Here is a 23,299-nt window from a genome sequence, read left to right as displayed (position 1 = left end):
GGTAAAATTAAGTTAATATTTTACCTGAGGGAAGGATTTTTTATGAACATAAGATTTGATGAAGAAAACAGACTGTTTGTTATAGATACTGAAAATACAAGCTATGTTATAGGTGTTTTGGGAGAAGAGGGCTTTCTTGGGCACCTCTATTATGGGGATAAGATAGAGTTTGAGGATGCTTCATATCTTTATAAACTTCCTCAGAACCTGAACGTTCCTGAGCCTTTAATGCGCGACAGGAGCTCTTTTTTGGACTGTTATCCATTTGAATATACGTCCAATAATGTTGGTGACTACAGAAAGAGTGGAATAGAGATAACTGATGATAATGGCCACACAAGTCTCCAGCTGTGTTATGAATCTCATGAGATCTATAAAGGCAAGAAGAAACTTGAAGGTCTTCCTGCAACCTTTGGAGAAGATACAGGTACAATGTCTTTAGATATCGTGTTAAAAGATAGCGTTGTAGGGCTTAAAGCTATATTGACCTACAGTATCTTCGAGGGACTTGATACAGTAATAAGATCGGTTAGGCTTATAAATGAATCTGATAAAAATATTTTTATTGATAAAGTAATGTCTATGACAATGGACATGGATCAGGAAGACTATAAGCTTCTTACACTGCACGGATCATGGGCTCGTGAGAGAATGATGGACTTTAGGGATATAGGATATGGAGATACATCCATAGAATCATTCAGAGGTGAGTCTTCACACCAGTTCCAGCCATTTATGGCACTTGTTCAAAATGGTGATTCACAGGATACAGGAAAGGTATATGGTTTTTCTTTTGTTTACTCAGGTAATTTTGAGGCAGGGGTATGCAAGAGCCAGTTTAATAGCATAAGAATGTACATGGGTATCGGATCTAAGAACTTTAGATGGAAGCTTAAGAAAGGGGAATCTTTCCAGGCGCCGGAAGTAGTTCTAACATACTCATCAGAAGGCCTTGGCAAAATGACAAGAACTCTTCATGACCTTTACAGAAGCCATCTTATCAGAAGTAAGTACAAGGATATGGAGCGTCCTATACTTATTAACAACTGGGAAGCGACTTATTTTGATTTTGACTCGGATAAACTTCTTGCTATCGCAAAAGAAGCTAAAAATAGCGGCATAGAGATGCTGGTCATGGATGATGGCTGGTTTGGACAAAGAAATGATGATAACTCAAGCCTTGGCGACTGGTTTGTAAATGAAGATAAGCTTAAGGGTGGACTTAAAAAGCTCGTTGATGATGTTAATGCTATCGGAATGAAGTTTGGTATCTGGATGGAGCCTGAGATGGTATCTCCTGTATCAAAGCTTTATGAAGAGCATCCTGACTGGGCAATTCAGGTACCCGGGAGAGAACCTTGCAGAAGCCGTAATCAGTATGTTCTTGACCTTACAAGAAAAGAAGTCAGAGACTATATATACGGCAGGATCAAAGATATCCTTACAAGTGCCAACATTGAATATGTTAAGTGGGATATGAACAGGCAGCTCTGCGACCTTGGTTCACTTGGTCTTGCTGCCGATACTCAGGGAGAACTTAGTCACAGATACATGCTTGCAGTATATGAACTTCAGGAAAGACTTGTAACAGACTTCCCTGACCTTTTATTGGAGAACTGTTCAGGCGGCGGAGCAAGATTTGATGCGGGAATGCTGTATTACAGCCCTCAGATCTGGTGTTCAGATGATACAGATGCTATAGAGAGACTTAAGATTCAGGAAGGCACAAGCCTTATTTTTCCTCTTAGCACAATGGGAGCACATGTTTCTGACTGCCCTAACCATACAGTTGGAAGAACTACACCTTTTAAGACAAGAGGAGATGTGGCTCTTGCAGGAACTTTTGGTTACGAGCTTGATATTACAAAGATTCCTTCAAGTGACAGAGAAGATATTCCTCGTCAGGTTGCTGTATACCATAAATATAATCACCTTGTAAGAGGCGGAGATTATTATAGGCTTTCATCCTATCAGAGAAATCATGAGATGGATGCATATATGGTTGTAAGTAAGGATAAAAAAGAAGCTCTTATTACCTACGTGAAGGTTGTAGCTTCTCCAAATCCAGCAAGAAAGATACTCAAGGTTCCGTATCTTAGTAAAGATGCAATCTATCAGATAGAAGGAAGTGATATTAAAGTTAAGGGTTCGACCCTTGAAAGAGTCGGAATCGTGTTACCTTCTCTTAATGGAGATTATCAGTCAGAGCTTATTCATTTGGTGGCAATAGACTAAAAATGTTATATCTTATAAGGATCAGAGAATAATTGGCTAAGGGAGACCGTTATGGCTAAGAAAACTACAATGTCAGATATCGCAAAGGAACTTGGGATAAGCACAGTTACAGTATCCAAGGCTTTGTCAGGACAAAAAGGTGTAAGTGAAGAGCTTCGCCAGAAGGTAATGGATATTGCAAGAGACAGAGGTTACCAGAAATCTTTTGCAAGTCAGCCGAAAGAGAGCTATAAGATAGGCGTTCTTATAGGCAGCAGATATGTTGGGAACATAGATTCATTCTATGGTCATATGTATCAGATCTTTTCTGCAAAAGCCGCTAAAACAGGATCATTTACAATGCTTGAGATCTTAAGTGATGAAGATGAAAAGAATCTTGTTTTTCCTAAGATCATAGGCGATGGAACAGTAGATGCCATAGTTATCATGGGAGCACTTAGCGAAGAGTACTTAAATATGCTTGATGAAAAGCTCAAGACTCCGACCTTCTACATGGATTTTACTGATAGAAAGCACCAGAAGGATTCTGTAATATCCGGAAGTTACTATGGTTCATACATCCTGACCAACTATCTTTTTGATAAAGGTCATACTGACATAGGATATGTCGGAACTGTTCTGTCTACATCATCTATTACTGACAGATATCTTGGCTATGTCAGAGCTATGATGGAGCATGGCAAAGAGATCAACAAGAACTGGATACTGGACGACCGAGGCATTGACAATGACAAAGTCGATTTTGAAAAAAATACAGTATTTCCCAAAGGCAAGCTCCCGACTGCCTTTGTATGTAACTGCGATCTGTCAGCTAATATGTTCATTCAGTACCTTAAGATAAAAGGCTACAGGGTTCCTGAGGATATTTCACTTGTAGGATATGATGATTTCCTCTTTGCAGATGGGGCATCTGTGGGAATCACAACCTATAAGGTTGATATGGATGAAATGGTCAAAAGAACTATCAAGAGGATCAATCACGTCTTAAGAGGCGAGAAATATCGTGGAGGTCTTAGTATTGTTGAGGGATCTTTGGTAGAACGAGATAGTGTTAAGGATCTGACTAAGAGTAAAAAAGTCTGAACTTGAAAAACTATCAAAAGTAATGTGTATGACTTCTTAAATGTAAATTACAGAAACGCGCATTTACTGCGTGTTTCGTGATTCGATGAATCGGTTGGCAATAGAGCCTTCGACGAAGTCGAACTCAATTGGCTCTATTGCTGCATTTTTGAATCTATGATTCAAAAATGTATATTAAATGAGGTAATAGAAAACAAGCGTTAGTTTGGTAAAGTAAATCATAATGAAGTAAAAATTAGCTAACAAAAATTTAGGTATGGATTAAATTAGCTAAAAAACTAAAAGTTTAACAAAAACTCGAAAAGCTTTATAAATCAACATATTAAGTAAACTAGAGCAACTTGCAAGAGGAGAAAACTCCCAAAAACAAGTTGCTCTTTTTGTTTATTAAGTAGAAGTTAGTTAAAATATAAGCTAAAATATTGATTAATAAAAATAAAAGTATAAAATATTAATTAGCTAAAAACTATATAAATATTTAAGGAGGATATTATGAATAAAAAGAAATTATTGGCACTTCTGACAGTATCAGCAATGACAGCATCTCTTATTGGATGTTCTGGGGCAGCTGATGGAACGACAGATGCCGGAAGCGGAACACCTGGTGGCAACACAGAAAATGCTTCCGATACAACAGATACAACCGGCACTACTGATGCAGGTGATACAACAGGGGGAGAAACCGGAGAACTTTCTTATACTTCTTTAAACCTTGATGATCACAAGGATCTGACAGCTTCTATCAAGTTCCTTCATCACAAGACAGACCGTGAAGCAGACGGAACAATGGCTAATATGATCGCTGAGTTTAATAAGGAATTCCCGAATATCACCGTTACAACTGAAGCGGTTACAGATTATGCAGAAGATGCTCTTCTTCGTCTTTCTACAGGTGACTGGGGCGATGTTATGTTCGTTCCAGAAGTAGACAAGACAGATTATGCTACATACTTTATGCCACTTGATACACTTGATAATCTTTCCCAAGAACTTAACTTCGTTGATGCTAAAGAGTTTGACGGACTTTGCTATGGTATTCCTTACATGGCTAACGCACAGGGACTTCTTTACAACAAGAAGGTATTCGAGGATGCAGGAATCACAGAGCTTCCTACAACTCCTGAAGAATTCGTAGCTGACCTTCAGCTTATCAAAGATAAGACAGATGCTATTCCTCTTTATACAAACTATGCAGCAGGATGGACAATGGGTGCATGGGATGCTTATGTAGGAATCGTTTCTAACGGTGACAATACATACATGAACCAGAAGCTCGTTCACACTGCTGAGCCATTCACAGATCCAGGTGATGGAACAGGCGCTTACAACGTATACAAGATCCTTTATGATGCATGCGCAGGCGGACTTATCGAAGATGACTACACAACAACAGACTGGGAAGGCTGCAAAGGCATGATGAACAGAGGAGAGATCGGAACCATGGTTCTTGGCTCATGGGCATTTGCTCAGATGCAGGAAGCAGGCGATACACCTGAAAACGTTGGATATATGCCATTCCCTATCACTGTTGGCGGTAAGCAGTATGTATGCGCAGGTGGTGATTACAACTATTGTATCAACGTTAACTCATCTGATGAGAACAAGCTTGCTTCACTTGTATTCGTTAAGTGGATGGTTGAGAAGTCAAACTGGTGCTACAACGAAGGTGGTTACACAGTAGTTAAGGGTGGTCAGAATCCTGATATGTACGCTGCATTTGATGGCTGCGAAGTTCTTTCAGATCAGCCTTCACTCGCTGGCGAAGAGACATTCCTTAATGACATGAACGCAGAATCAGAGCTTTCAATCAATGCAGGTGGCAACGACAAGGTACAGCGCATAGTTGAAGCTGGCGCTACAGGTTCAGAGAGCTTTGATGATATCATGGCAGACTGGAACCAGAAGTGGCAGGATGCACAGGAAGAACTTGGAATAGAGGTTCTTTACTAATACGACTTTCTTCATGGCCGGGGGGAAGTATTCTCCCCGGTCATATTTATGAATACAGGTTAAGAAATATGGCTTTTGTAATTATATTAGCTATATAAATAGTATTTTTATAAAAATAACTAACATGACAGCAATTAAATGAAGTTTACAACTTAGATGGAGCTTATATGTGACATGTCACATATAAGCTCGGCATGAAGGGAATCTTATGAAACATAAAAGAACATTTAAAGAATGGATAAAAAGCAGAGATGGGCAGCAGGTTCTTGTTATGATCGCCTTTATGATAGTTCCACTTCTTCTTTTATTCGTGTTCACCTATTTACCGTTTGGTAAGATGTTCGGCTTTTCTTTTTACAATATGAAATACGTCGGAGCCCGCAAATATGTCGGCTTCAAGAATTATCTCAAAGTATTCCAGAGAGATGACTGCTTTGGTGCTTTGAAACTAAGTCTTTACTATATGCTCGGATCTGTAGTACAGCTTGTACTTGCACTTTATCTTGCAACTGTTCTTAGTTTTAAAGTTAAAGGCGGAGCTATTTTCAAAGGATTTATGTTTTTTCCTTATCTGATCAATGGTATAGCAATTGGATTTATTTTTAAGTTTTTCTATACACGAGGCTTTGTTTTTGACACCGTACTTCAATGGTGTGGTTTTCAACTTGATAACCTTCCGTACTGGCTCAGAGATCAGAGTATCAACAACTTTTCACTGGTGGGAACTTCAGTGTGGAGATACTTTGGTCAGAACATGGTCTTATTCATTGGTGCGATCATGTCTGTTGATTCAGAGCTTTATGAAGCAGCAATGCTTGATGGAGCTAACAGATTTCAGCAGTTCAAATACATCATTATGCCAAGCATAAAGACGATCATCACACTTAACGTTATCCTGTCGATCACAGGTTCACTTAGTGCATTTGAACCTCCTTACGTTATTACAGATGGTGCAAACGGAACTGGTACTTACTTTGTAGTAATGCATGAAATAGCACACACCCAGCAGAAGGTTGGACTTGCTTCTGCCATGGCCATCATACTTCTTCTTATCATCTTTATGGTAACGATACTGCAGAAGCTCTTCTTTAAATATGTATTCAGAAACGCTGAGGATGAAGATCCAAGAGCTGCCAGAAAAAGAGAGCGAGCACTTGCAAGAAGCATGAAAAAGCATGAAAGAAATATAAAGCTTGGAGGAAAATAAGTTTGAGCATATCAAAAATATTACGAGCAGTTCTTACGACTGCCAAATATATATCACTGATATTCTTTTCATTCTGCGCTGTGCTTCCGGTTGTATCATGCTTTATCACAGCTTTCAAGACTGATGCAGAGTATCAGACTACCAATGTAATGACAATGCCGCAGAGCTGGCTTAATTTTGACAATTTCGTTCAGGCATTTACAAAAGCAGGAATGGCAAGAGCTTTCATGAACTCTACTATAATCCTTATCTGCGTACTTTTCTTTTCAGTAATGATAGGAACTCAGCTTGCGTATGTACTTAACAGATTCAAGTTCTTTGGAAATACCATTATAAGAGCACTGTTTTTGTTCGCATCACAGCTTCCCGGCGTTGCAATGCAGATCGCGGTTTATGAGATCATGTACAATCTTGGCTTTATCAACTCACTTGTTGGTTACATCATCATGATGTGCGGAACGGATATCATCTCAATCTATATTTATATCCAGTTCTTTGAAAACATCGATTATTCGCTTGATGAGTCAGCTATTATCGACGGAGCTAATTACTTTACTATTTTTTACAAAGTTCTTTTCCCGCTTCTTAAGCCGGCTATCGTGACCAGTTGTATCTTAAAGGGCGTTAGCACTTACAACGAGTATTACTGCGCAAACCTGTATCTTCAGGACAAGAAAAAATATGCGACAGTAGCAACATCACTGTACACCTTTGTAGGACCGCTTGGTAGTAAGTATAACCTTATCTGCGCAGGTGTTATCATTTCACTCTTGCCGGCACTTATTGTTTTTGTACTGTGTCAGAAGCAGATCTATTCAGGTCTTACAGCAGGTGCTGTTAAGGGTTAAAAACTTATGTGAATTGGCTGAATGAATTTAAAAAAATCTGAGGATAAAAGGATGGTTGAGAAAGTTAGACAGCATCTTATTAAAGAGCTTATCCCTTTTTGGAAAGGGCTACGAGACGATGAATACGGCGGATATTATGGGCTTTTAAGCTATGACCTTGATCTTGATAAAAAAGCTGAAAAGGGATGTATCTTAAACAGCAGGATATTGTGGTTTTTCTCAAGTGCATATACTTTGTTAAAAGAGAAGTCGCTCCTTGATGAAGCCCGTCATGCTTATGAGTTTATGACAAAGTACTGTATAGACAAGACTTATGGCGGGATCTACTGGTCCATGACTTATGACGGCAGGGTGCTTGATTCTACAAAACATACTTATAATCAGGCCTTTGCCATATATGCATTGTCCGCATACTATGAAGCATCAGGTGACAAGGAAGCACTTGACCTTGCCGAAAATTTATTTTCCATAATAGAGAATAAAAGTAAGGATGATATTGGGTACAAAGAAGCATCAAATGAGAAGTTTGAAGAAGCTAAAAATGATAAACTATCTGAGAATGGGGTAATAGCATCCAGAACCATGAATACGCTTTTGCACGTCCTTGAAGCTTATACGGAGCTTTACAGGGTTTGTGGCGATATGCAGGTTCGAAAAGCGCTTGAAAATATTCTTACCCTTTTTGCAGATAAGGTATACAACAAGGAGCTTCACAGGCAGGAAGTCTTTTTTGATAATGATTACAAGTCACTTATCGATCTTCACAGCTACGGACATGACATCGAAACTTCATGGCTTGTTGACAGGGCGGTGGAAGTAATCGATGAAGATGGAAGCTTGAGTAAAAAGATCACACCCATTACCCAGGATCTTTGCATGAAGGTGTTTGAAACAGCTTTCGACGGCAGATCTCTTGCATACGAATGTGAGAGAGGCGTTGTCAATGAAACAAGAGTCTGGTGGGTTCAGGCAGAAACAGTTGTGGGATTTATAAATGCTTATGAAAAGTCTGACTGCAAGGATGTGAAATATCTTGATGCTGCAAGAAATGTGCTGGACTTTATATTTGAATACCTTGTTGATAAAAGAAATGGCTCGGAATGGTTCTCGGAAGTTAATAAAGATGGAACTCCTGTTCACGGACACCCGATCGTTGAGCCGTGGAAATGTCCTTATCATAATGGCAGGATGTGTATTGAGATCATAAAAAGGCAAGTTTACCTGGATCAGTGATTCAAGTGATACATATAATCTTGGATCAAAGGTTCAAGAAATCATATTTAAGGAGACACAATGATACACGAAAAATACTTTGAACTGGTCAAAGAGCAGGAAGAGCTTATAAAAAGACCTAATAAAAAGAGCTCTTTTTACAACGGAATCTATGACAGATATGAGTATCCTGTTCTTACAAGAGAGCATGCACCTATATTCTGGAAATACGACATTAACAAGGAGACCAATCCATATTTTATGGAAAGACTCGGTGTTAATGCAGTCATGAACTCAGGTGCGATCTATTTAAATGGTAAATATTACCTTGTAGCAAGAGTTGAAGGCGCTGACAGAAAGTCCTTCTTTGCAGTAGCAGAAAGTGATAAGGGAACAGAAGGTTTCAGATTCTGGGATTATCCTGTTGTGCTTCCTGATACAGTTGCAGGCGAAACTAACGTATATGACATGAGACTTACTCAACACGAGGATGGCTACATCTATGGTGTATTCTGCTCTGAGTCTAAGGATACCAAGAACTCAGACCTCTCTGCAGCAGTAGCAGAAGCAGGTATCGTAAGAACCAAAGACCTTAAGACCTGGGAGAGACTTCCTAACCTTGTAACAAAGCGTTCTCCTCAGCAGAGGAACGTAGTCCTTCATCCTGAATTCGTAGATGGCAAGTATGCTTTCTATACAAGGCCTATGGATGACTTCATTGAGACTGGATCAGGAAGTGGTATCGGTTTTGGCCTTTGCGATGATATCGAGCATGCTGTTATCGATGAAGAGAAGATGACTTCAATCAGAAGATATCATCAGATAACAGAAGCCAAGAACGGTGCAGGTGCTGTTCCGATCAAGACAGACAGAGGCTGGATCCATATCGCTCACGGCGTTAGAAATACAGCTGCAGGTCTTCGCTATGTAATCTACGCATTTGCAACAGATCTAAATGATCCTTCAAAGGTTATCGCAGAGCCTTCAGGACTTCTTATAGGACCAAGAGAAGGCGAGAGAGTTGGAGATGTAAGCAACGTTGTATTTACTAACGGTGCTATCGTTAATGAAAATAATGAAGTGTTCATCTACTACGCTTCATCAGATACAAGACTTCACGTAGCAACTACAACTATTGATAAGCTTATTGACTATGTATTTAATACACCTGTTGATCCGCTTAGAAGCCCTGACTGCGTAAAGCAGAGATGCGAGCTTATAGCTAAGAACCTTGAGCTTTTGAAAAAGGATTAATATAAGAACAATCAGTATAAAAGCAACTAATAATAGCTGAACAATAATGAATTAAGTTAAAGAATAATAGTTGAGTTATTATATGTTTTAAAAATAATAAGCATAGTCGAGTTCAGATAGAGATATTAAACAATATCAATTAAAAATTTAAAATAAGTACAATAAGTAAATATATAAACATGTACATAAAAAGGAGTTATTAAAAATGTCAAAGTATAAAATGATCAGCGAACCATTAAAGAACATCCCATGGCAGGAAGGCCCGGAGAAATTCGAAGAAGCACCTGTTTGGAGATATAAGGAAAACCCAATCATTAACAGAAATCCTATCCCTGGCGTAGCCAGAATCTTCAATAGTGCAGTAATGCCTTACGAAGGAAAGTTCATCGGCGTATTCAGAGGAGAGCAGACTAACGGTATTCCTTACATCTACCTTGGACACAGTGAAGATGCTATTCACTGGGATTTCGAGACCAATAAGATCCCGTTTGTAGACAAGGATGGTAATCCATTTATGCCTAGATATGCTTATGATCCAAGACTTGTAAAGGTTGAGGATACATACTATATCATCTGGTGCCAGGATTTCTACGGAGCATCAATCGGAATGGCTAAGACTAAGGACTTTAAGACATTCGAAAGACTTGAAAATCCATTCATTCCTTTTAACAGAAATGCAGTTCTTTTCCCAAGAAAGATTAATGGTAAGTTTATGCTGCTCTCAAGACCTTCTGACAGCGGACATACACCATTTGGTGATATCTTCCTGTCTGAGAGTCCTGACATGGAATACTGGGGACACCACAGACACGTTATGGAGCGTTCTCCTGAGTGGTGGGAGTCAGTTAAGATCGGCGGCGGCGCTGCTCCTATCGAGACTTCAGAAGGATGGCTTATGTTCTATCACGGCGTAAGCAGCACATGCAATGGATTCGTATATTCAATCGGTGCTGCAATCCTTGATATCGACAACCCTTCAAAGGTTAAGTATCGCTGCGAGACATTCATCTTAACTCCTGAAGAGTGGTACGAGGAGAGAGGCTTTGTTCCGAACGTATGCTTCCCTTGTGCAACACTTCACGACAGTGAAACAGGCAGGATCGCAATCTACTACGGCGCTGCAGACAGCTATGTAGCACTTGCATTCACAAGACTTGACGACATCATTGATTATGTCAAGGAGCACTCTGTAGTAAGAGAGTCTGACACAGAGCTTGGAATCAGATAAAAGATATCCAGAGATATTATTGACTTTTGTATATAGACATAATAAAAATGAATTATGAGGGCGGCTGGGAATCCCGTATTCTCAGCGCCTTTTTATGAAAATGGAGACGAGATTATCATGATAGATTTTGATAAAGCAAAGGCTATAGCAAATCATGGTGATACAACAAGGCTTTTTAAACTTTTTAGTAAATTAGAAGAAGGAAAGCCGGTAACTTTATGCTTTCTTGGAGGTTCAATCACTCAGGGAAGTCTTTCATCAAAGCCCACTACCTGCTATGCCTACAAGGTATATGAGTGGTTTAAAGAGACCTTTAAGAACGATGATATTACCTATGTAAATGCAGGCATTGGCGGAACTACATCTGCTTTTGGCGCTGCAAGGTGTGACAGGGATGTGCTGTCTCATAACCCTGACTTTGTATTTGTAGAGTTTTCGGTTAATGACGAGTGCGATGACTATTTTTATGAGAGCTATGAAGGCCTTATTAGAAAACTTCTTTATAGTAGAAACCTTCCTGCAGTTGCAGCTTTATTCAATTTCTTTTATCAGGATGGCAAGACCAGCGAGAGAATCCATTCCAAGGTCGCAAGATACTATGGCATTCCGGCTGCATCAATGCATGGGGCTATCTATGAAGATATTTTATCAGGGAAGATCGAAGATATAAGCACTCTTTCACCTGACGGGCTTCACCCTAATGATACGGGGCATGACCTTCTTAGCAGAGTTGTAGCGAATCTTTTAGGATCTATATATGAGGAGTATAAAAAGGATAAGGAAACCTCAAGTATTGGCTCAACTATACCAAACGAGATCAAGGCACCTTTAACTGTAAACTCATTTGAAGGCGCTACTCGCCTTGATAACAGGAATTTCACGCCTGATCTTCAGGGATTTAGCGTAGATACTGCGCCTCAGAAGGACGTGACTGACTGCTTTAAAAATGGGTGGCTTGGCGCCAGACTACATGATAAGATAGTCTTTGAATTTGACCAGGAAAATGAATGTACAGGAATTGCTGTTCAGTATGATAAGACCATGAAGCGCCCAGCGCCTGTGGTATCAGTAATGGTGGATGACAATTCTTCCGAAAAGATATTAATAGACGCAGCATTCGATGAAACCTGGGGAGATCTTTTGGATATCAGACAGATCTTTTTACATGAGAAAAAAGGCCCTCACAGGCTTGAAATAGAAGTTATTGATGACAAGGATGGAAAGGCAGTACCTTTTAATCTGGTGTCGGTTATAATAACAAGATAATTAAAAAGAAACGGAAGTATTATTATGTTCAAAAATGATTTTGTGTGGGGAGTTGCGACCAGCTCTTATCAGATTGAAGGAAGAGATCAGGAAGACGGCGCAGGCCTCAATATATGGGATGATTTCTGCAAGAAGGGTACTATTGCGGACGGCTCTAATGCAGATGTTGCCTGCGATATGATCCACAGATATAAAGAAGACTTCGCTATCATGAAGATGATGGGAGTTAAAGCTTACAGATTCTCAGTAAGCTGGAGCAGACTCATTCCTGACGGAATCGGAGAAGTTAACAAAAAGGCAGTAGAACTTTACAGAGATATGCTCATCTGCATGAAAGAAAACGGCATCAAGCCTTTCATAACTCTTTTCCACTGGGAGTATCCGCTTGCACTTGAGGAAAAGGGCGGATGGGTTAATTCTGAAAGCCCTAAGTGGTTTGAAAGATATGCTCAGGTAGTAGGTGAAAGCTTTGCTGACCTTTGCGACGATTTCATTACATTTAATGAACCCCAGTGTACTATTGGACTTGGCTATTTGAGAGGCTATCATGCGCCTGGCAAGAAGCTTCCTGTTAAAGATACCTTATTTGCAGCTCACAATCTTTTGAAGGCTCACGGTCTTGCGGTTAAGGCACTGCGAAAGCTTGCACCAAATGCTAGAGTTGGTTATGCGCCAACTTGCGGCGTAGCTCTTCCTGCTACTAATAAGCCTGAAGATATCGAAGCTGCTAAGAAAAGATATTTCGGATTTGATGAAGATAAGGGCAACTGGGCATGGAATGTTACATGGTTCCTCGATCCTGTTATCTTTGGAAGATATCCTGAAGAAGGCATTGAGCTTTTTAAAGATGACCTATTCGAGATTACAGATGAAGATATGGAGCTTATAAATCAGCCTATTGACTTCATCGGCCAGAACATATATAACGGCTATCCTGTAAGCGCAGGAGCAAATGGCGAGATAGTTTATGCGGATAGAGACAGAGGCTACAACCAGACTGCAATGACATGGCCTGTTACTCCTGATGCTCTGTACTGGGGACCTAAGTTCCTCTATGAGAGATATAAAAAAGACATTCTTATTACAGAAAATGGTATGGCTGATTGCGATATACCTGCACCTGACGGAGGCATTCACGATGGATCCAGGATTGCATTCCTTGATAAGTATATAAGTAACCTTCAGAAGGCAGCAGATGAAGGCGCATCTATTATGGGATATTTTCATTGGTCATACTGCGATAACTTTGAGTGGGCTGATGGTTATACCAAGAGATTCGGTCTTGTATATGTAGACTATACAACTCAGAAGAGAACCATCAAGGACTCTGGCTTCTGGTTTAAGAAAGTCATGGAGACCAATGGCGCGAACCTTTCTATAAATAACAGCTGTAAAGAGCCTCTTTTCTTAGAACCACACTTTACTCACAATATCTGGGGCGGAACTAAGCTCAGAGACGTGTTCGGTTACGACGTAGAAGGCGATGACATCGGCGAGTGCTGGGGCATATCAGCTCTTCCTTCTGGCCAGGCAGTGGTAAAAAATGGACCGTTCAAGGGAATGGGACTGGGCGATCTATACAAGGATCATACAGAGCTTTTTGGCACAAAACATGACAGATTCCCGCTTCTTACTAAGATAATTGATGCAAAATCTGACCTTAGCATTCAGGTTCACCCTGATGATGAGTATGCAGCAGAGCATGAAAACGGCTCTCTTGGTAAAACAGAGTGCTGGTACGTGCTTGACTGCGACGAAGATGCAAGCCTTGTTGTAGGACATAACGCAGCTACAAGACAGGAACTTTCCGACATGATGGATCAGGGCAAGTGGAATGAGCTTATTAGAGAAGTTAAGATCTCTAAAGGTGATTTCATCCAGATAGATCCAGGCACAGTTCATGCTATAAAGGGCGGCGTTGTAGTGCTTGAAACTCAGCAGAATAGCGATATTACTTATAGACTTTATGATTATGACAGACTCTGGAATGGGGCAAAGCGTGAACTTCATGTAGACAAGTGTAAGGATGTTGTAACTGTTCCAGCGGTTGACGCATCTGCAGCTATAGTTCATGATACGGATGAGGCAGAAGGTGTAAGACTGCTTAATAGATGTAAGTATTATGAGGTATCAAGAGTAAATGTATCATCAGAAGTGACAGTAGATGCTACAGATAAGTACCTTCTCCTTTCAGTAATCGAAGGCTATGGTCTTATTGGAAGCCATCCGCTTAAGAAGGGTGATCACTTTATCCTTCCTGTTGGCTATGGCGTAGCTAAGTTATCAGGGGAGATGAAGCTTATAATGTCTAGTGAAGCCTGATGTTGAAAAAAAAATATAGTCACTAAAAATATAAAATCCTGCTTGGCAATAACTGCCAGGCAGGATTTTCTGCTTTTTATTCTTCTTCAATTCCGTGTTTTTTTAGAAGCTCACGAAGATGAGTGACTTCTTTGGTGAGATTTTCGATACATTCCTTCTGATACTTTTCATGAGCAATGTTATCTTCTCTAACTCTACATTGTTCTCTGATAGCAAAATCAGAGTTAGAAAGATATATAGATTCAGCTGTGGAATTCATGGATGGATTATCTTTAGTTATCATCTTGATTTCCTCCCAGGTAGTTGCTTTAAAAAGCTTGGCCCAAGTGTCAACTTTTTGTTTCCTATCATCAGGTCTAGCCATGTCTGTGTGATTTAATTCTATCACAAAGAGATTTGTTGGGAGAGGTGTATTCTGAATGTTATTCATCCAATAAAAGCGCTTGTGGCAACATTATTCGTCCAAAAAACGCAAGATAAAGTTGGATATTCGTCCGAAAAATGTTATAATCTTTATAGGATGAATCTTTACGGAGGTATTTGGAATGATGGAAAGATTGGTTCTTGAGCAGTTTAAAGCTTGGAAAAATAAAGATAAGAGCAAGAGAAAACCATTGCTTGTTACTGGAGTTCGTCAATGTGGCAAGACTTATTTGATCAAAAGTTTTGGTGAGACCGAATTTGATGAGATGGCTTATTTTAATTTTGATGGTAATGCTGGACTTAAATCAGTATTTGACTATGATTTTAATACGAAAAGAATAATTGATGAACTTGGAAGCATCATATTAGGAAAAACTATAGAGCCAGGAAAAACGCTGGTAGTTTTTGATGAGATACAGGATTGTTCAAGAGCAATTCAATCTCTAAAATACTTTTGTGAAGAAATGCCTGAACTTCATATAATTGCAGCCGGTTCACTTCTTGGTGTTGCTTTGAAAGATGAAGGAATATCTTTCCCTGTAGGTAAAGTAGATAGAATCGATATGTATCCAATGAGCTTTGAAGAGTTTGTGATGGCTGATGGCGGCGGTAAGTATATTGATGGGCTTAAGAAAATGTCGCTTGAAAGAGAAATTCCTGAACTATATACGATTCCGCTTGAGAAGTATCTGAAGAATTATTATATTGTAGGCGGAATGCCGGAAGCAGTTAAAACTTGGACTGAAACTCATGATTATAAAGAGGTTGAAGTAATCCAGGATAATATCTTAAGGGATTACGCTGATGATTTTTCAAAGCATACTAAGCCTGATACAGCTATCAAGATCAAACTGATTTGGGATTCGATTCCTTCACAGATAGCTAGAGAAAATAATAAGTTCATATTTTCACATGTGAAGCAAGGTGCCAGATCAAAAGATCTGGAAGATGCACTGGAATGGTTAGTGAATGCAGGGATTGCAAGTAAGCTTTGTATGGTACCGACTCCTGAGATCCCTTTATCAGGAGAGGCTGATTATACTTATTTCAAAGTATATATGTCTGATGTGGGACTACTTAGGAGAAAATCGAATCTGAACTATAGAACAATTCTTGAAGGGGATGAGGCTTTCATTCATTATAAGGGTGCAATAGCTGAGAACTATGTTTATACTCAGCTTAAATTCATGGGCATTGAAAGTTATTTTTGGAGAACTAAGTCCGATGCAGAACTTGATTTTATTACGGATTATGAAGGTGTTCTTGTACCTGTTGAAACTAAATCAGCGGATAATACAAAGGCAAAGAGTTTGCATCAGTTCTGTGGTAGGTACAATCCTAAAATAGCGATAAAGTCTTCTTTGAAAAATGTTGGTGACAATATGGATGGTGCGACTCATGTATGGTCAGTACCATTATATACGTTGTTTAGATTTAAAGAGTATGTATATAAGGAGATGGGGTGGAAATAAAATAGTTTATGCTTTTCTTTGACATCAACGCAATAATAGTGACTTCTTGTTGGTGTTGAAGTATAAATCTTATATTATTTTGCAGTATAGGAGAAATTAAAGGTATGGAATTATTAATAAAAGATGGTTACATGGAAGGATTTGAATTTGATAATAGAGCAATAGCACCTTATATCGAAAGTATAAATCGATGGATAATTAAGAAAAAACGTGATTACATTTCGAATCAACCTATGGCTGTCCGGGCAGGAGAAGATATTGATTTATTTATATCAAAGGAATTACGGTATAAAATATCACGCATATTGACTAATAATAATATCAATAAGAAAATAATTGAAGAAATTCTGAATGAACCATATTCTGATTAATGATTATAGGGGCTGCCGCAATGTGACAGCCCTGTATAATTATAGAAGCTAGTAGCTAAGAGATATACGCATGTAATATACATAGTGTCTGTGTCAGTGTACAGGAATGTATTGTTGATGAAAGTTAACTATTAATTGAGTAAGGATTCATTAATGCGAACAGAACTATACGATTTCTCTAGCGTTTTAAATGATTTTGGAATCTTATTATTGGAGAGTATTGAATTACGGTCAATGGGAGCAAATTTTCAGATCATTAACATTATAATTCTATTCGGATTCAATTATGATGAGTTCTAATACATTAATAATACCTTGGATTGTAAATACTCTTCCCCAAAAATCGTATTTAGTTTTTTATCCATGTATGCTGTTTGTTAGGACTATTCGGACAAGTGCTTTGATTAGGCTTTGGCTTATGCTGATCGCCGCTAGCTGTAGTAATTGTTCTTCCACACTTTTTGCAAATCCACTGTTGTGACATAATAAATAACTCCTTTCTTCATGGCTATTATTCTGTGAAAATAAAAATGTTAAAAAGTAATCATTGATTATCTTCTCATATTTTTCTTATCTAATGAGTCTATTGATAGTATTAGTATTTCTCTAAAATAATAAACTTATCAAACAAAGCATATTCTTCAAAAGAATCATTAGGAATCGCTCCTAAGAATAGAAGTTTAAGATTATTCTTATGTCATAACTATTATACTACATCAAAAATATTCTTCATATATTGGAGGCTTCTGGCATGATGGTGGGTAATATACCAGTCCTCTAATGTACTTTTACAATTGAAAAACCACCTGTGTTCCTGTAGAGTATTAGCGACCAAACCAAAACTCAAAGGAGTACCCACAGATGGTTTCTGCTAATACACTATGCAAAAAATTACTCAATGTCAAGCATGCTGTTGTAGAAGATGCATACTTTTATGATGACAATTATGGTGTAAACCACATACGCATACAGGTTCGTACTGATAAGTGGCATGAAGATTATTGTCCCTATTGCCATAAGAAATGTTCCCGTTATGATCAACATTCAAGTCAGCCCAGGACATGGCGTGGACTGGATTGGGGTGCCGTTCTTGTTGAAATTGAAGCAAGGACTCATCGTGTTGCCTGTCCTATACATGGGGTAGTAACAGCTTATACTCCATGGGCATATCCTGGTAGCGGTTTTACTCGTGACTTTGATTTAACAGTTGGCTGGCTAGCTGTTTACCTGCCACGAAGTGTTGTGTCTGAATATATGCGCGTCGACTGGGAAACTGTAGGCCGCTGTATAAACAGGACACTTAATGATATAGAGCCAGAGCGTTCAAAAAGGCTAAACAACCTTGTAAATATAGGTATTGATGAAACAAGTTATAAGAAAGGACACAAGTATATAACAGTCATCGTCAACCATGATACAAACACCGTAGTCTGGGCTGCTCAGGGGCACGGAAAGGGCGTGTTAACGCAGTTCTATAAACAGCTCACGCCAGAACAGCTCTCTTCTATAAAAATCGTAACCGGTGATGGTGCTAAATGGATCACCGAGTGTGTTAATGAGTTCACTCCCGACTGTGAGCGCTGCGTAGATCCATTCCATGTAGTCCAGTGGGCAATGGAGGCGCTCGATGAAGTAAGGCGTGATGTATGGCGTGAAGCATATGCTGAGTTCACGCAACTATCCAAGGAACATCCCAGAAAGAAAGGACGTCCGAAGGAAGATGATCCAACGTCTGCTATGCTAAATGCAGCCAGGGCCAAAGCAGATGCAATAAAGAATTCTACATATGCACTTGGCAAAGCTCCTGAACACCTTACCGAAAACCAACAGACAAGAATAACTATGATTGCAGAAAACAACAATCGTCTTTACAGAGCATATCGAATGAAGGAAATGCTTCGTCTCATCTTAAAATTAAAGGATGTCGATGAAGCAGATAAAGCATTAAATCGATGGCTCTGGTGGGCAAGCCATAGCAGGATTAAGGCTTTCAAGGAACTGTATCTTAAAATCAAGCGTCATCGTGAACACATTTTAAATGCAATTCGCTTCGGTATGAGCAATGCAAGAATCGAAGCAACAAACAATAAAATAAAACTGATTATTCGCAAGGCATATGGCTTCCGTAATATCCAAAATATGCTGGATATGGTTTATCTGGTATGCTCGGATTTGAGGATTCCACTTCCCAACCGAAAAGCGCGAAGTGCATAATCAGTATATTTACTGGGGTTATGTGGAGTTTTACCCACCATCACCCCTAAAGAGCCATATATTGTTATTTATTCCGATAAATAATACGAGGTAATTAGTTTTAAGCTGATAGAGATATCATCTGGTGTTGATTCTATACTTTTTATCTTTGTGCAAAGGAGAAGATGCGATGTTTTGTTTGAAATGTGGAACTGAGATACCCGATGATTCAACTTTTTGCTATAAATGTGGTGCAGAAATACCTAAAGAAATAATTAAAGATAGTGTGAATATCAGTCAAGAGAAGGAGTTAAGTCAAGAAGATAAAAACATACAATATTTAGAAAAATTGATTACGAAAAAGGAATGGACTGATATAAAAAATACCAAAGGAGATCTGGCTGCTTTTTCGTTTGGGAAAAAAGAATCTATATTGATCAGTTTAATAAGCCGGTAATTGAAATATTCAAAAAACTTGCAGCTGAAGCAGAGCAAAAACAAAAGTTTTTTGAAAAAATGTATAATGAGCAGATAAAATCTACTAAAGATATGTATCAAAAGGCTATACCATATCTTCAGAAGGATGTTGAAAGTGGTATTTTATTTGCTATAAAGATATTAAATGGCTTTGGTATTAATGATATAGATAAAGATTTATTATTGAGTTTTGTTGAGACAAAATATGATAATAATGAAGAATTTGTTTATGGAGATAGGATAACATACCTAATAGACGATGTTATAGAAACAATGGAATACCTATCTAGACAAGCTGAAAGAAATCAAAGGTTTAGAGAGGAAGGACGAAAATATAAAGGAAATTGGAGTGGTGGAGGCTTCGGTCTTAAGGGAGCATTGAAAGGCGCAGCAATGGCTGGGGCCCTTAATCTTACAGAAGGTTTTATTAATAACTTAGTACATGACGCTGCAACGTATGGCGATGATAAAAAAATAAAAGAGAAATTCAATAATTTATACAACCAAAAGCATAGAGCATTTTATAATGCATACGAAGAATATTACTTAACAGATATTTTTTCTAAACTGGTTATGATTTTATCTGATAAGGGGATTGTAAAATGGAGACCATATCAGGAAGAAGAAAACGAAAATGCGATCAGCGCACTTCAGAATAACCCATATAATACACTTAACTATTATCGACTTTATAATGAACTACAGAATAGCGATGAAAAGAAAAAGGTTAAGGAAATTGCAAAATTATTTGGCATACAATATTTTTATCTTCAATCCATTTGTAAATCAGATAATGAATCAATAGAGGAAATACTAAAGACAGACTTGCCTAATGAAACCAAGCTTGAACAAATAAGCAAAATAGGAGAATATAATCCCGATTCCAAAGCTTCTGAATATATAAATATTCTATCTAAAGAAATAAATAATGCAATTAGAATTGAACATGACGATTTAGTGAATTCGATTTTTAATGCAACTGATTGGTATGATATTGAGATTTTAGATCGCTACGAAGAAAAGTTAAATAAATTAAAGCTGGATATAAAAAAGGACAAAGAGGTAATTAAAAGATCTCAAATATGTAAAGAAGTCATAAGCAAGGTAAAGTCAAGTCTAATTGATAATATATTTCTTGCCTTATATGGAACTATCTTTTTGGATATAAAGAAAAAAGGTGTTCACCTTTATTCTTTAGGGGAATTAGTTGATATAAATACAGATCAATCAAATCCTTTGATTAATCGTAATGACTATAACTTAGACGGATCTGAATTTCCTATTTTTTATTTAAAATTGTCATCAAATGGCTATATTATAGTCACAACACAAGCCTTTTATATTAAGGATCATTCAAAAGAAGATCGATTCCTTATAAATGACATAAAAGATATAGGATGTAGTTATTCGGTATTTTCTGATTGTACATTTGACGTAAGATTAAAAAATAACAGGTACTACTTCGAAATAATAGATTGTGAGGCATGTCTATCTCTACAGGATTCAATTCATGAGCTGAATCGAATTATTAATGGAACATCAACATCAAGGTGTTCGGAATACGAGTTATTATCGATGCTTTCGGTTGATAGAATAGAGAAAAGAAGGTTATTTTGGTATAGAAGCGTTAGATGAAATAGATAGGATTAAAGATTATTTTATAAAAAACGACTTCCTCAAAGATGGAAATTTCACGCAGAAATGTAGTTCATTAAAAAATATATCTGAACATTGGATGGTTAATTCGTTTAATACTATTATTGAAAAACTGTCTTTGAATGTATATCAAAATAATGAGCATTCATTTTCAAGCTTTGAAACAGCTAAGTATTATTATGAACAGTATAAAAAATTAGAAAGTAACAATAGCGATTATCCCTGGCAGGCTGGGAAAGTATATGATATTGCACAAAATCTAATTAATTATTCAAATTATATTCCCGCACTGATTGAAATCGCTAATGTACTTAAAGATTCATATGGTGAAGGAATCGATGATGACAAAACAAAACTGCTAATAAAGCTGAAAAAGCTATGTGACAAATTGTCAACATCCGCAGGAAAATTTGAATATCGTTATTTAAAAACAATTGGTGTTCATAATCATTTAAGTAAGGAGAAGTATAATATTAATAATCTTTCTAGTTTTATTGATTGCAGTAATGAGCACCTGTTGGATGAGTTAATGAATCAAGGCAAGGTAGATATCATTATAACAGATCAGGCTGTATATGCTAGAAACAATTTTAACGAGTTGATTCGCATCCCGATTGAAACTATACAAAAAATATCTTTTAAAGAAGGAACTTTTTTTGGTAATAAAATTATTATATCTACGAACAATCCGCTGAATCAAGATTTTACGGTTAACACTTCTGGAAATCATAAAAATTATTTTGAAAGGCATGGAAAAGACTTTTTAAGTGATCAGAAAACAGAAGAAGAGATATCTGAAATACAAAAAACATTACTTAAAATTCTACAAGAATAAGAACTCTATAATGAAAGCAAGGTATAGTCAGAAGATAGTACTAGTGTAATGTATACATAATATGATAATGTTAAAGAGCAAGATGCTAGTATTGATGCCAAAAGTAATTAAACAAATAATAGTACGATGTTTGTTATTAAATTTCTCAAAACATCTTGCACTTTTTTATCTAATCGTGTATATTTTAGGTGCTGTACAACTGGCGGAATAAAATGGCGCAAAAGCCATGGGGAGTACGGCCTTAGTTTGAATTATGTCGACCGCCTGGGCAACCTGTATTTGGGATGCTCAGGCGGTTTTTCTATATTGTAATTCCGTTGTGATGCATTCAGTTAACCTAAGAAGAGTGATGATATTCACTCACATGGCTTGTACTGCGAGCTATGCAGGCTGTGCTTCTAACTTTTTCACTCGCATAGAGAGGACTATCATGACAGATTTACAGAAGGAACTTTCAGGCAATTCTTATCCGGGACGTGGTATTGTTATTGGCACAAGTGCTGATGGCAAGTATGCTGTATGCGCATATTTCATCATGGGCAGAAGTGTTAACAGCCGTAACCGCGTATTCGTAACAGACGGAACAGGAATCCGCACACAGGCATTTGATCCTTCCAAGATGGAAGATCCAAGCCTTATCATCTATGCACCTGTAAGAACATACGGTTTTTACACAATCGTAACTAACGGTGATCAGACAGATACTATCTATGATGGCCTTTCAACAGGCAAGACTTTTGAAGAGTCACTCAGAAGCCGTGAGTTTGAGCCTGATGCTCCAAACTACACACCTCGTATCTCAGGCCTTATGCATGTGATCACAGGTAAGTATGACTATGCTCTTTCTATTCTTAAGAGCGATCACGGCGATCCATCCAATTGCCAGAGATTCACATATTCTTATGAAAATCCAAAGGCCGGCGAAGGCTATTTTATCCACACATATATGGGTGATGGCAACCCGCTTCCAAGCTATGAGGGAGAGCCTACACTTGTAAACATCGAGGGCGATATCGACACATTCACAGAGAATGTATGGAATGCTCTTAATGAAGATAACAAGGTATCTCTTTTCACAAGATTCATCAACATCGCAACAGGCGAGTATGAGACAAGGATCGTTAACAAGAATAAAGACTGATTGTAGTAAAAATATATTTTTAGAATGCATATCATTTATGTAACGTAAGGGTCAAAAGAAGCTTTTAAAACTATGTTTTTCCTAATGTTATATTTGAATAAGTAACATTGAATGATAATGCGTATG

General features: G+C 38.0%; 18 protein-coding genes and 1 riboswitch. Of the genes, 17 read left to right on the top strand and 1 reads right to left on the bottom strand.

Annotated features, from left to right (window positions below; genetic code table 11):
* The first annotated feature begins 42 nt into the window (after nt 1-42).
* From WAA20_RS15775 to WAA20_RS15730, 10 genes are all read left to right on the top strand, one after another.
* Nucleotides 43-2,235, top strand: coding sequence for an alpha-galactosidase (locus tag WAA20_RS15775; RefSeq protein ID WP_073388949.1), 2,193 nt, complete (start codon nt 43-45; stop codon nt 2,233-2,235).
* A gap of 51 nt (nt 2,236-2,286) precedes the next feature.
* Nucleotides 2,287-3,318, top strand: a complete 1,032-nt coding sequence (locus tag WAA20_RS15770) for a LacI family DNA-binding transcriptional regulator (protein WP_073388947.1) — start codon at nt 2,287-2,289, stop codon at nt 3,316-3,318.
* A gap of 492 nt (nt 3,319-3,810) precedes the next feature.
* A complete protein-coding gene (locus WAA20_RS15765; RefSeq protein WP_073388945.1) occupies nt 3,811-5,268 on the top strand; it encodes an ABC transporter substrate-binding protein in 1,458 nt (485 codons plus the stop codon).
* Nucleotides 5,269-5,476: 208 nt separating this feature from the next.
* Complete coding sequence (locus tag WAA20_RS15760; RefSeq protein ID WP_073388944.1) at nt 5,477-6,475, top strand: carbohydrate ABC transporter permease; 999 nt, start codon at nt 5,477-5,479, stop codon at nt 6,473-6,475.
* Nucleotides 6,476-6,477: 2 nt separating this feature from the next.
* Nucleotides 6,478-7,323, top strand: coding sequence for a carbohydrate ABC transporter permease (locus WAA20_RS15755; protein ID WP_073388942.1), 846 nt, complete (start codon nt 6,478-6,480; stop codon nt 7,321-7,323).
* A 51-nt stretch (nt 7,324-7,374) separates the two neighbouring features.
* Complete coding sequence (locus WAA20_RS15750) at nt 7,375-8,556, top strand: AGE family epimerase/isomerase (RefSeq protein WP_073388941.1); 1,182 nt, start codon at nt 7,375-7,377, stop codon at nt 8,554-8,556.
* Nucleotides 8,557-8,616: 60 nt separating this feature from the next.
* Entirely contained in the window at nt 8,617-9,789 is a 1,173-nt protein-coding gene (locus WAA20_RS15745) for a glycosidase (RefSeq protein WP_073388939.1), read from the top strand.
* 205 nt (nt 9,790-9,994) lie between these two features.
* The gene (locus WAA20_RS15740; RefSeq protein WP_073388938.1) at nt 9,995-11,017 is read left to right on the top strand and encodes a glycoside hydrolase family 130 protein; all 1,023 of its coding nucleotides are present in this window, start codon (nt 9,995-9,997) and stop codon (nt 11,015-11,017) included.
* A gap of 117 nt (nt 11,018-11,134) precedes the next feature.
* The gene (locus WAA20_RS15735) at nt 11,135-12,283 is read left to right on the top strand and encodes an SGNH/GDSL hydrolase family protein (protein WP_073388936.1); all 1,149 of its coding nucleotides are present in this window, start codon (nt 11,135-11,137) and stop codon (nt 12,281-12,283) included.
* Between the two features lie 24 nt (nt 12,284-12,307).
* Nucleotides 12,308-14,605: a GH1 family beta-glucosidase gene (locus WAA20_RS15730; RefSeq protein WP_073388935.1), complete on the top strand. Its 2,298-nt coding sequence runs from the start codon at nt 12,308-12,310 to the stop codon at nt 14,603-14,605.
* A gap of 76 nt (nt 14,606-14,681) precedes the next feature.
* Here WAA20_RS15730 and WAA20_RS15725 read toward each other — a convergent pair whose 3' ends face one another.
* Nucleotides 14,682-14,993 carry a hypothetical protein gene (locus WAA20_RS15725; protein ID WP_338801502.1) on the bottom strand — a complete coding sequence of 104 codons (312 nt, stop codon included), beginning with the start codon at nt 14,991-14,993 and terminating at the stop codon, nt 14,682-14,684.
* A 157-nt stretch (nt 14,994-15,150) separates the two neighbouring features.
* Here WAA20_RS15725 and WAA20_RS15720 point away from each other — a divergent pair, with 157 nt between their 5' ends.
* The 7 genes from WAA20_RS15720 to WAA20_RS15690 all read left to right on the top strand — a co-directional run bounded on the left by WAA20_RS15720 (nt 15,151) and on the right by WAA20_RS15690 (nt 23,173).
* Nucleotides 15,151-16,500, top strand: coding sequence for an AAA family ATPase (locus WAA20_RS15720; RefSeq protein ID WP_242951203.1), 1,350 nt, complete (start codon nt 15,151-15,153; stop codon nt 16,498-16,500).
* A gap of 104 nt (nt 16,501-16,604) precedes the next feature.
* Nucleotides 16,605-16,871, top strand: coding sequence for a hypothetical protein (locus WAA20_RS15715; RefSeq protein WP_073388932.1), 267 nt, complete (start codon nt 16,605-16,607; stop codon nt 16,869-16,871).
* Nucleotides 16,872-17,732: 861 nt separating this feature from the next.
* Nucleotides 17,733-19,085, top strand: a complete 1,353-nt coding sequence (locus WAA20_RS15710; protein WP_073390590.1) for an ISL3 family transposase — start codon at nt 17,733-17,735, stop codon at nt 19,083-19,085.
* Between the two features lie 169 nt (nt 19,086-19,254).
* Nucleotides 19,255-19,521: a zinc ribbon domain-containing protein gene (locus tag WAA20_RS15705; protein ID WP_073388573.1), complete on the top strand. Its 267-nt coding sequence runs from the start codon at nt 19,255-19,257 to the stop codon at nt 19,519-19,521.
* A gap of 59 nt (nt 19,522-19,580) precedes the next feature.
* Nucleotides 19,581-21,176, top strand: a complete 1,596-nt coding sequence (locus tag WAA20_RS15700; protein WP_338801498.1) for a hypothetical protein — start codon at nt 19,581-19,583, stop codon at nt 21,174-21,176.
* 100 nt (nt 21,177-21,276) lie between these two features.
* The gene (locus tag WAA20_RS15695) at nt 21,277-22,032 is read left to right on the top strand and encodes a hypothetical protein (RefSeq protein ID WP_338801497.1); all 756 of its coding nucleotides are present in this window, start codon (nt 21,277-21,279) and stop codon (nt 22,030-22,032) included.
* Nucleotides 22,033-22,217: 185 nt separating this feature from the next.
* Nucleotides 22,218-22,309, top strand: a riboswitch (ZMP/ZTP riboswitch).
* A gap of 153 nt (nt 22,310-22,462) precedes the next feature.
* Complete coding sequence (locus tag WAA20_RS15690) at nt 22,463-23,173, top strand: IMP cyclohydrolase (RefSeq protein ID WP_034454226.1); 711 nt, start codon at nt 22,463-22,465, stop codon at nt 23,171-23,173.
* The last annotated feature ends 126 nt before the right edge of the window (nt 23,174-23,299 follow it).

It is taken from the genome of Butyrivibrio fibrisolvens (genome assembly GCF_037113525.1).
Lineage (GTDB): Bacteria > Bacillota > Clostridia > Lachnospirales > Lachnospiraceae > Butyrivibrio > Butyrivibrio fibrisolvens.
This window is presented reverse-complemented; position numbering and strand designations above follow the sequence as displayed.

Excerpts from the sequence above, each read along its gene's own strand:
- WAA20_RS15735 (WP_073388936.1), top strand. The coding sequence starts at position 11,135 with ATGATAGATTTTGATAAAGCAAAGGCTATAGCAAATCATGGTGATACA.
- WAA20_RS15700 (WP_338801498.1), top strand. The coding sequence starts at position 19,581 with ATGTATAATGAGCAGATAAAATCTACTAAAGATATGTATCAAAAGGCT.
- WAA20_RS15705 (WP_073388573.1), top strand. The coding sequence starts at position 19,255 with ATGTTTTGTTTGAAATGTGGAACTGAGATACCCGATGATTCAACTTTT.
- WAA20_RS15760 (WP_073388944.1), top strand. The coding sequence starts at position 5,477 with ATGAAACATAAAAGAACATTTAAAGAATGGATAAAAAGCAGAGATGGG.
- WAA20_RS15770 (WP_073388947.1), top strand. The coding sequence starts at position 2,287 with ATGGCTAAGAAAACTACAATGTCAGATATCGCAAAGGAACTTGGGATA.
- WAA20_RS15715 (WP_073388932.1), top strand. The coding sequence starts at position 16,605 with ATGGAATTATTAATAAAAGATGGTTACATGGAAGGATTTGAATTTGAT.
- WAA20_RS15740 (WP_073388938.1), top strand. The coding sequence starts at position 9,995 with ATGTCAAAGTATAAAATGATCAGCGAACCATTAAAGAACATCCCATGG.
- WAA20_RS15745 (WP_073388939.1), top strand. The coding sequence starts at position 8,617 with ATGATACACGAAAAATACTTTGAACTGGTCAAAGAGCAGGAAGAGCTT.
- WAA20_RS15720 (WP_242951203.1), top strand. The coding sequence starts at position 15,151 with ATGATGGAAAGATTGGTTCTTGAGCAGTTTAAAGCTTGGAAAAATAAA.
- WAA20_RS15690 (WP_034454226.1), top strand. The coding sequence starts at position 22,463 with ATGACAGATTTACAGAAGGAACTTTCAGGCAATTCTTATCCGGGACGT.
- WAA20_RS15710 (WP_073390590.1), top strand. The coding sequence starts at position 17,733 with ATGGTTTCTGCTAATACACTATGCAAAAAATTACTCAATGTCAAGCAT.
- WAA20_RS15730 (WP_073388935.1), top strand. The coding sequence starts at position 12,308 with ATGTTCAAAAATGATTTTGTGTGGGGAGTTGCGACCAGCTCTTATCAG.
- WAA20_RS15695 (WP_338801497.1), top strand. The coding sequence starts at position 21,277 with ATGGTTAATTCGTTTAATACTATTATTGAAAAACTGTCTTTGAATGTA.
- WAA20_RS15775 (WP_073388949.1), top strand. The coding sequence starts at position 43 with ATGAACATAAGATTTGATGAAGAAAACAGACTGTTTGTTATAGATACT.
- WAA20_RS15765 (WP_073388945.1), top strand. The coding sequence starts at position 3,811 with ATGAATAAAAAGAAATTATTGGCACTTCTGACAGTATCAGCAATGACA.
- WAA20_RS15750 (WP_073388941.1), top strand. The coding sequence starts at position 7,375 with ATGGTTGAGAAAGTTAGACAGCATCTTATTAAAGAGCTTATCCCTTTT.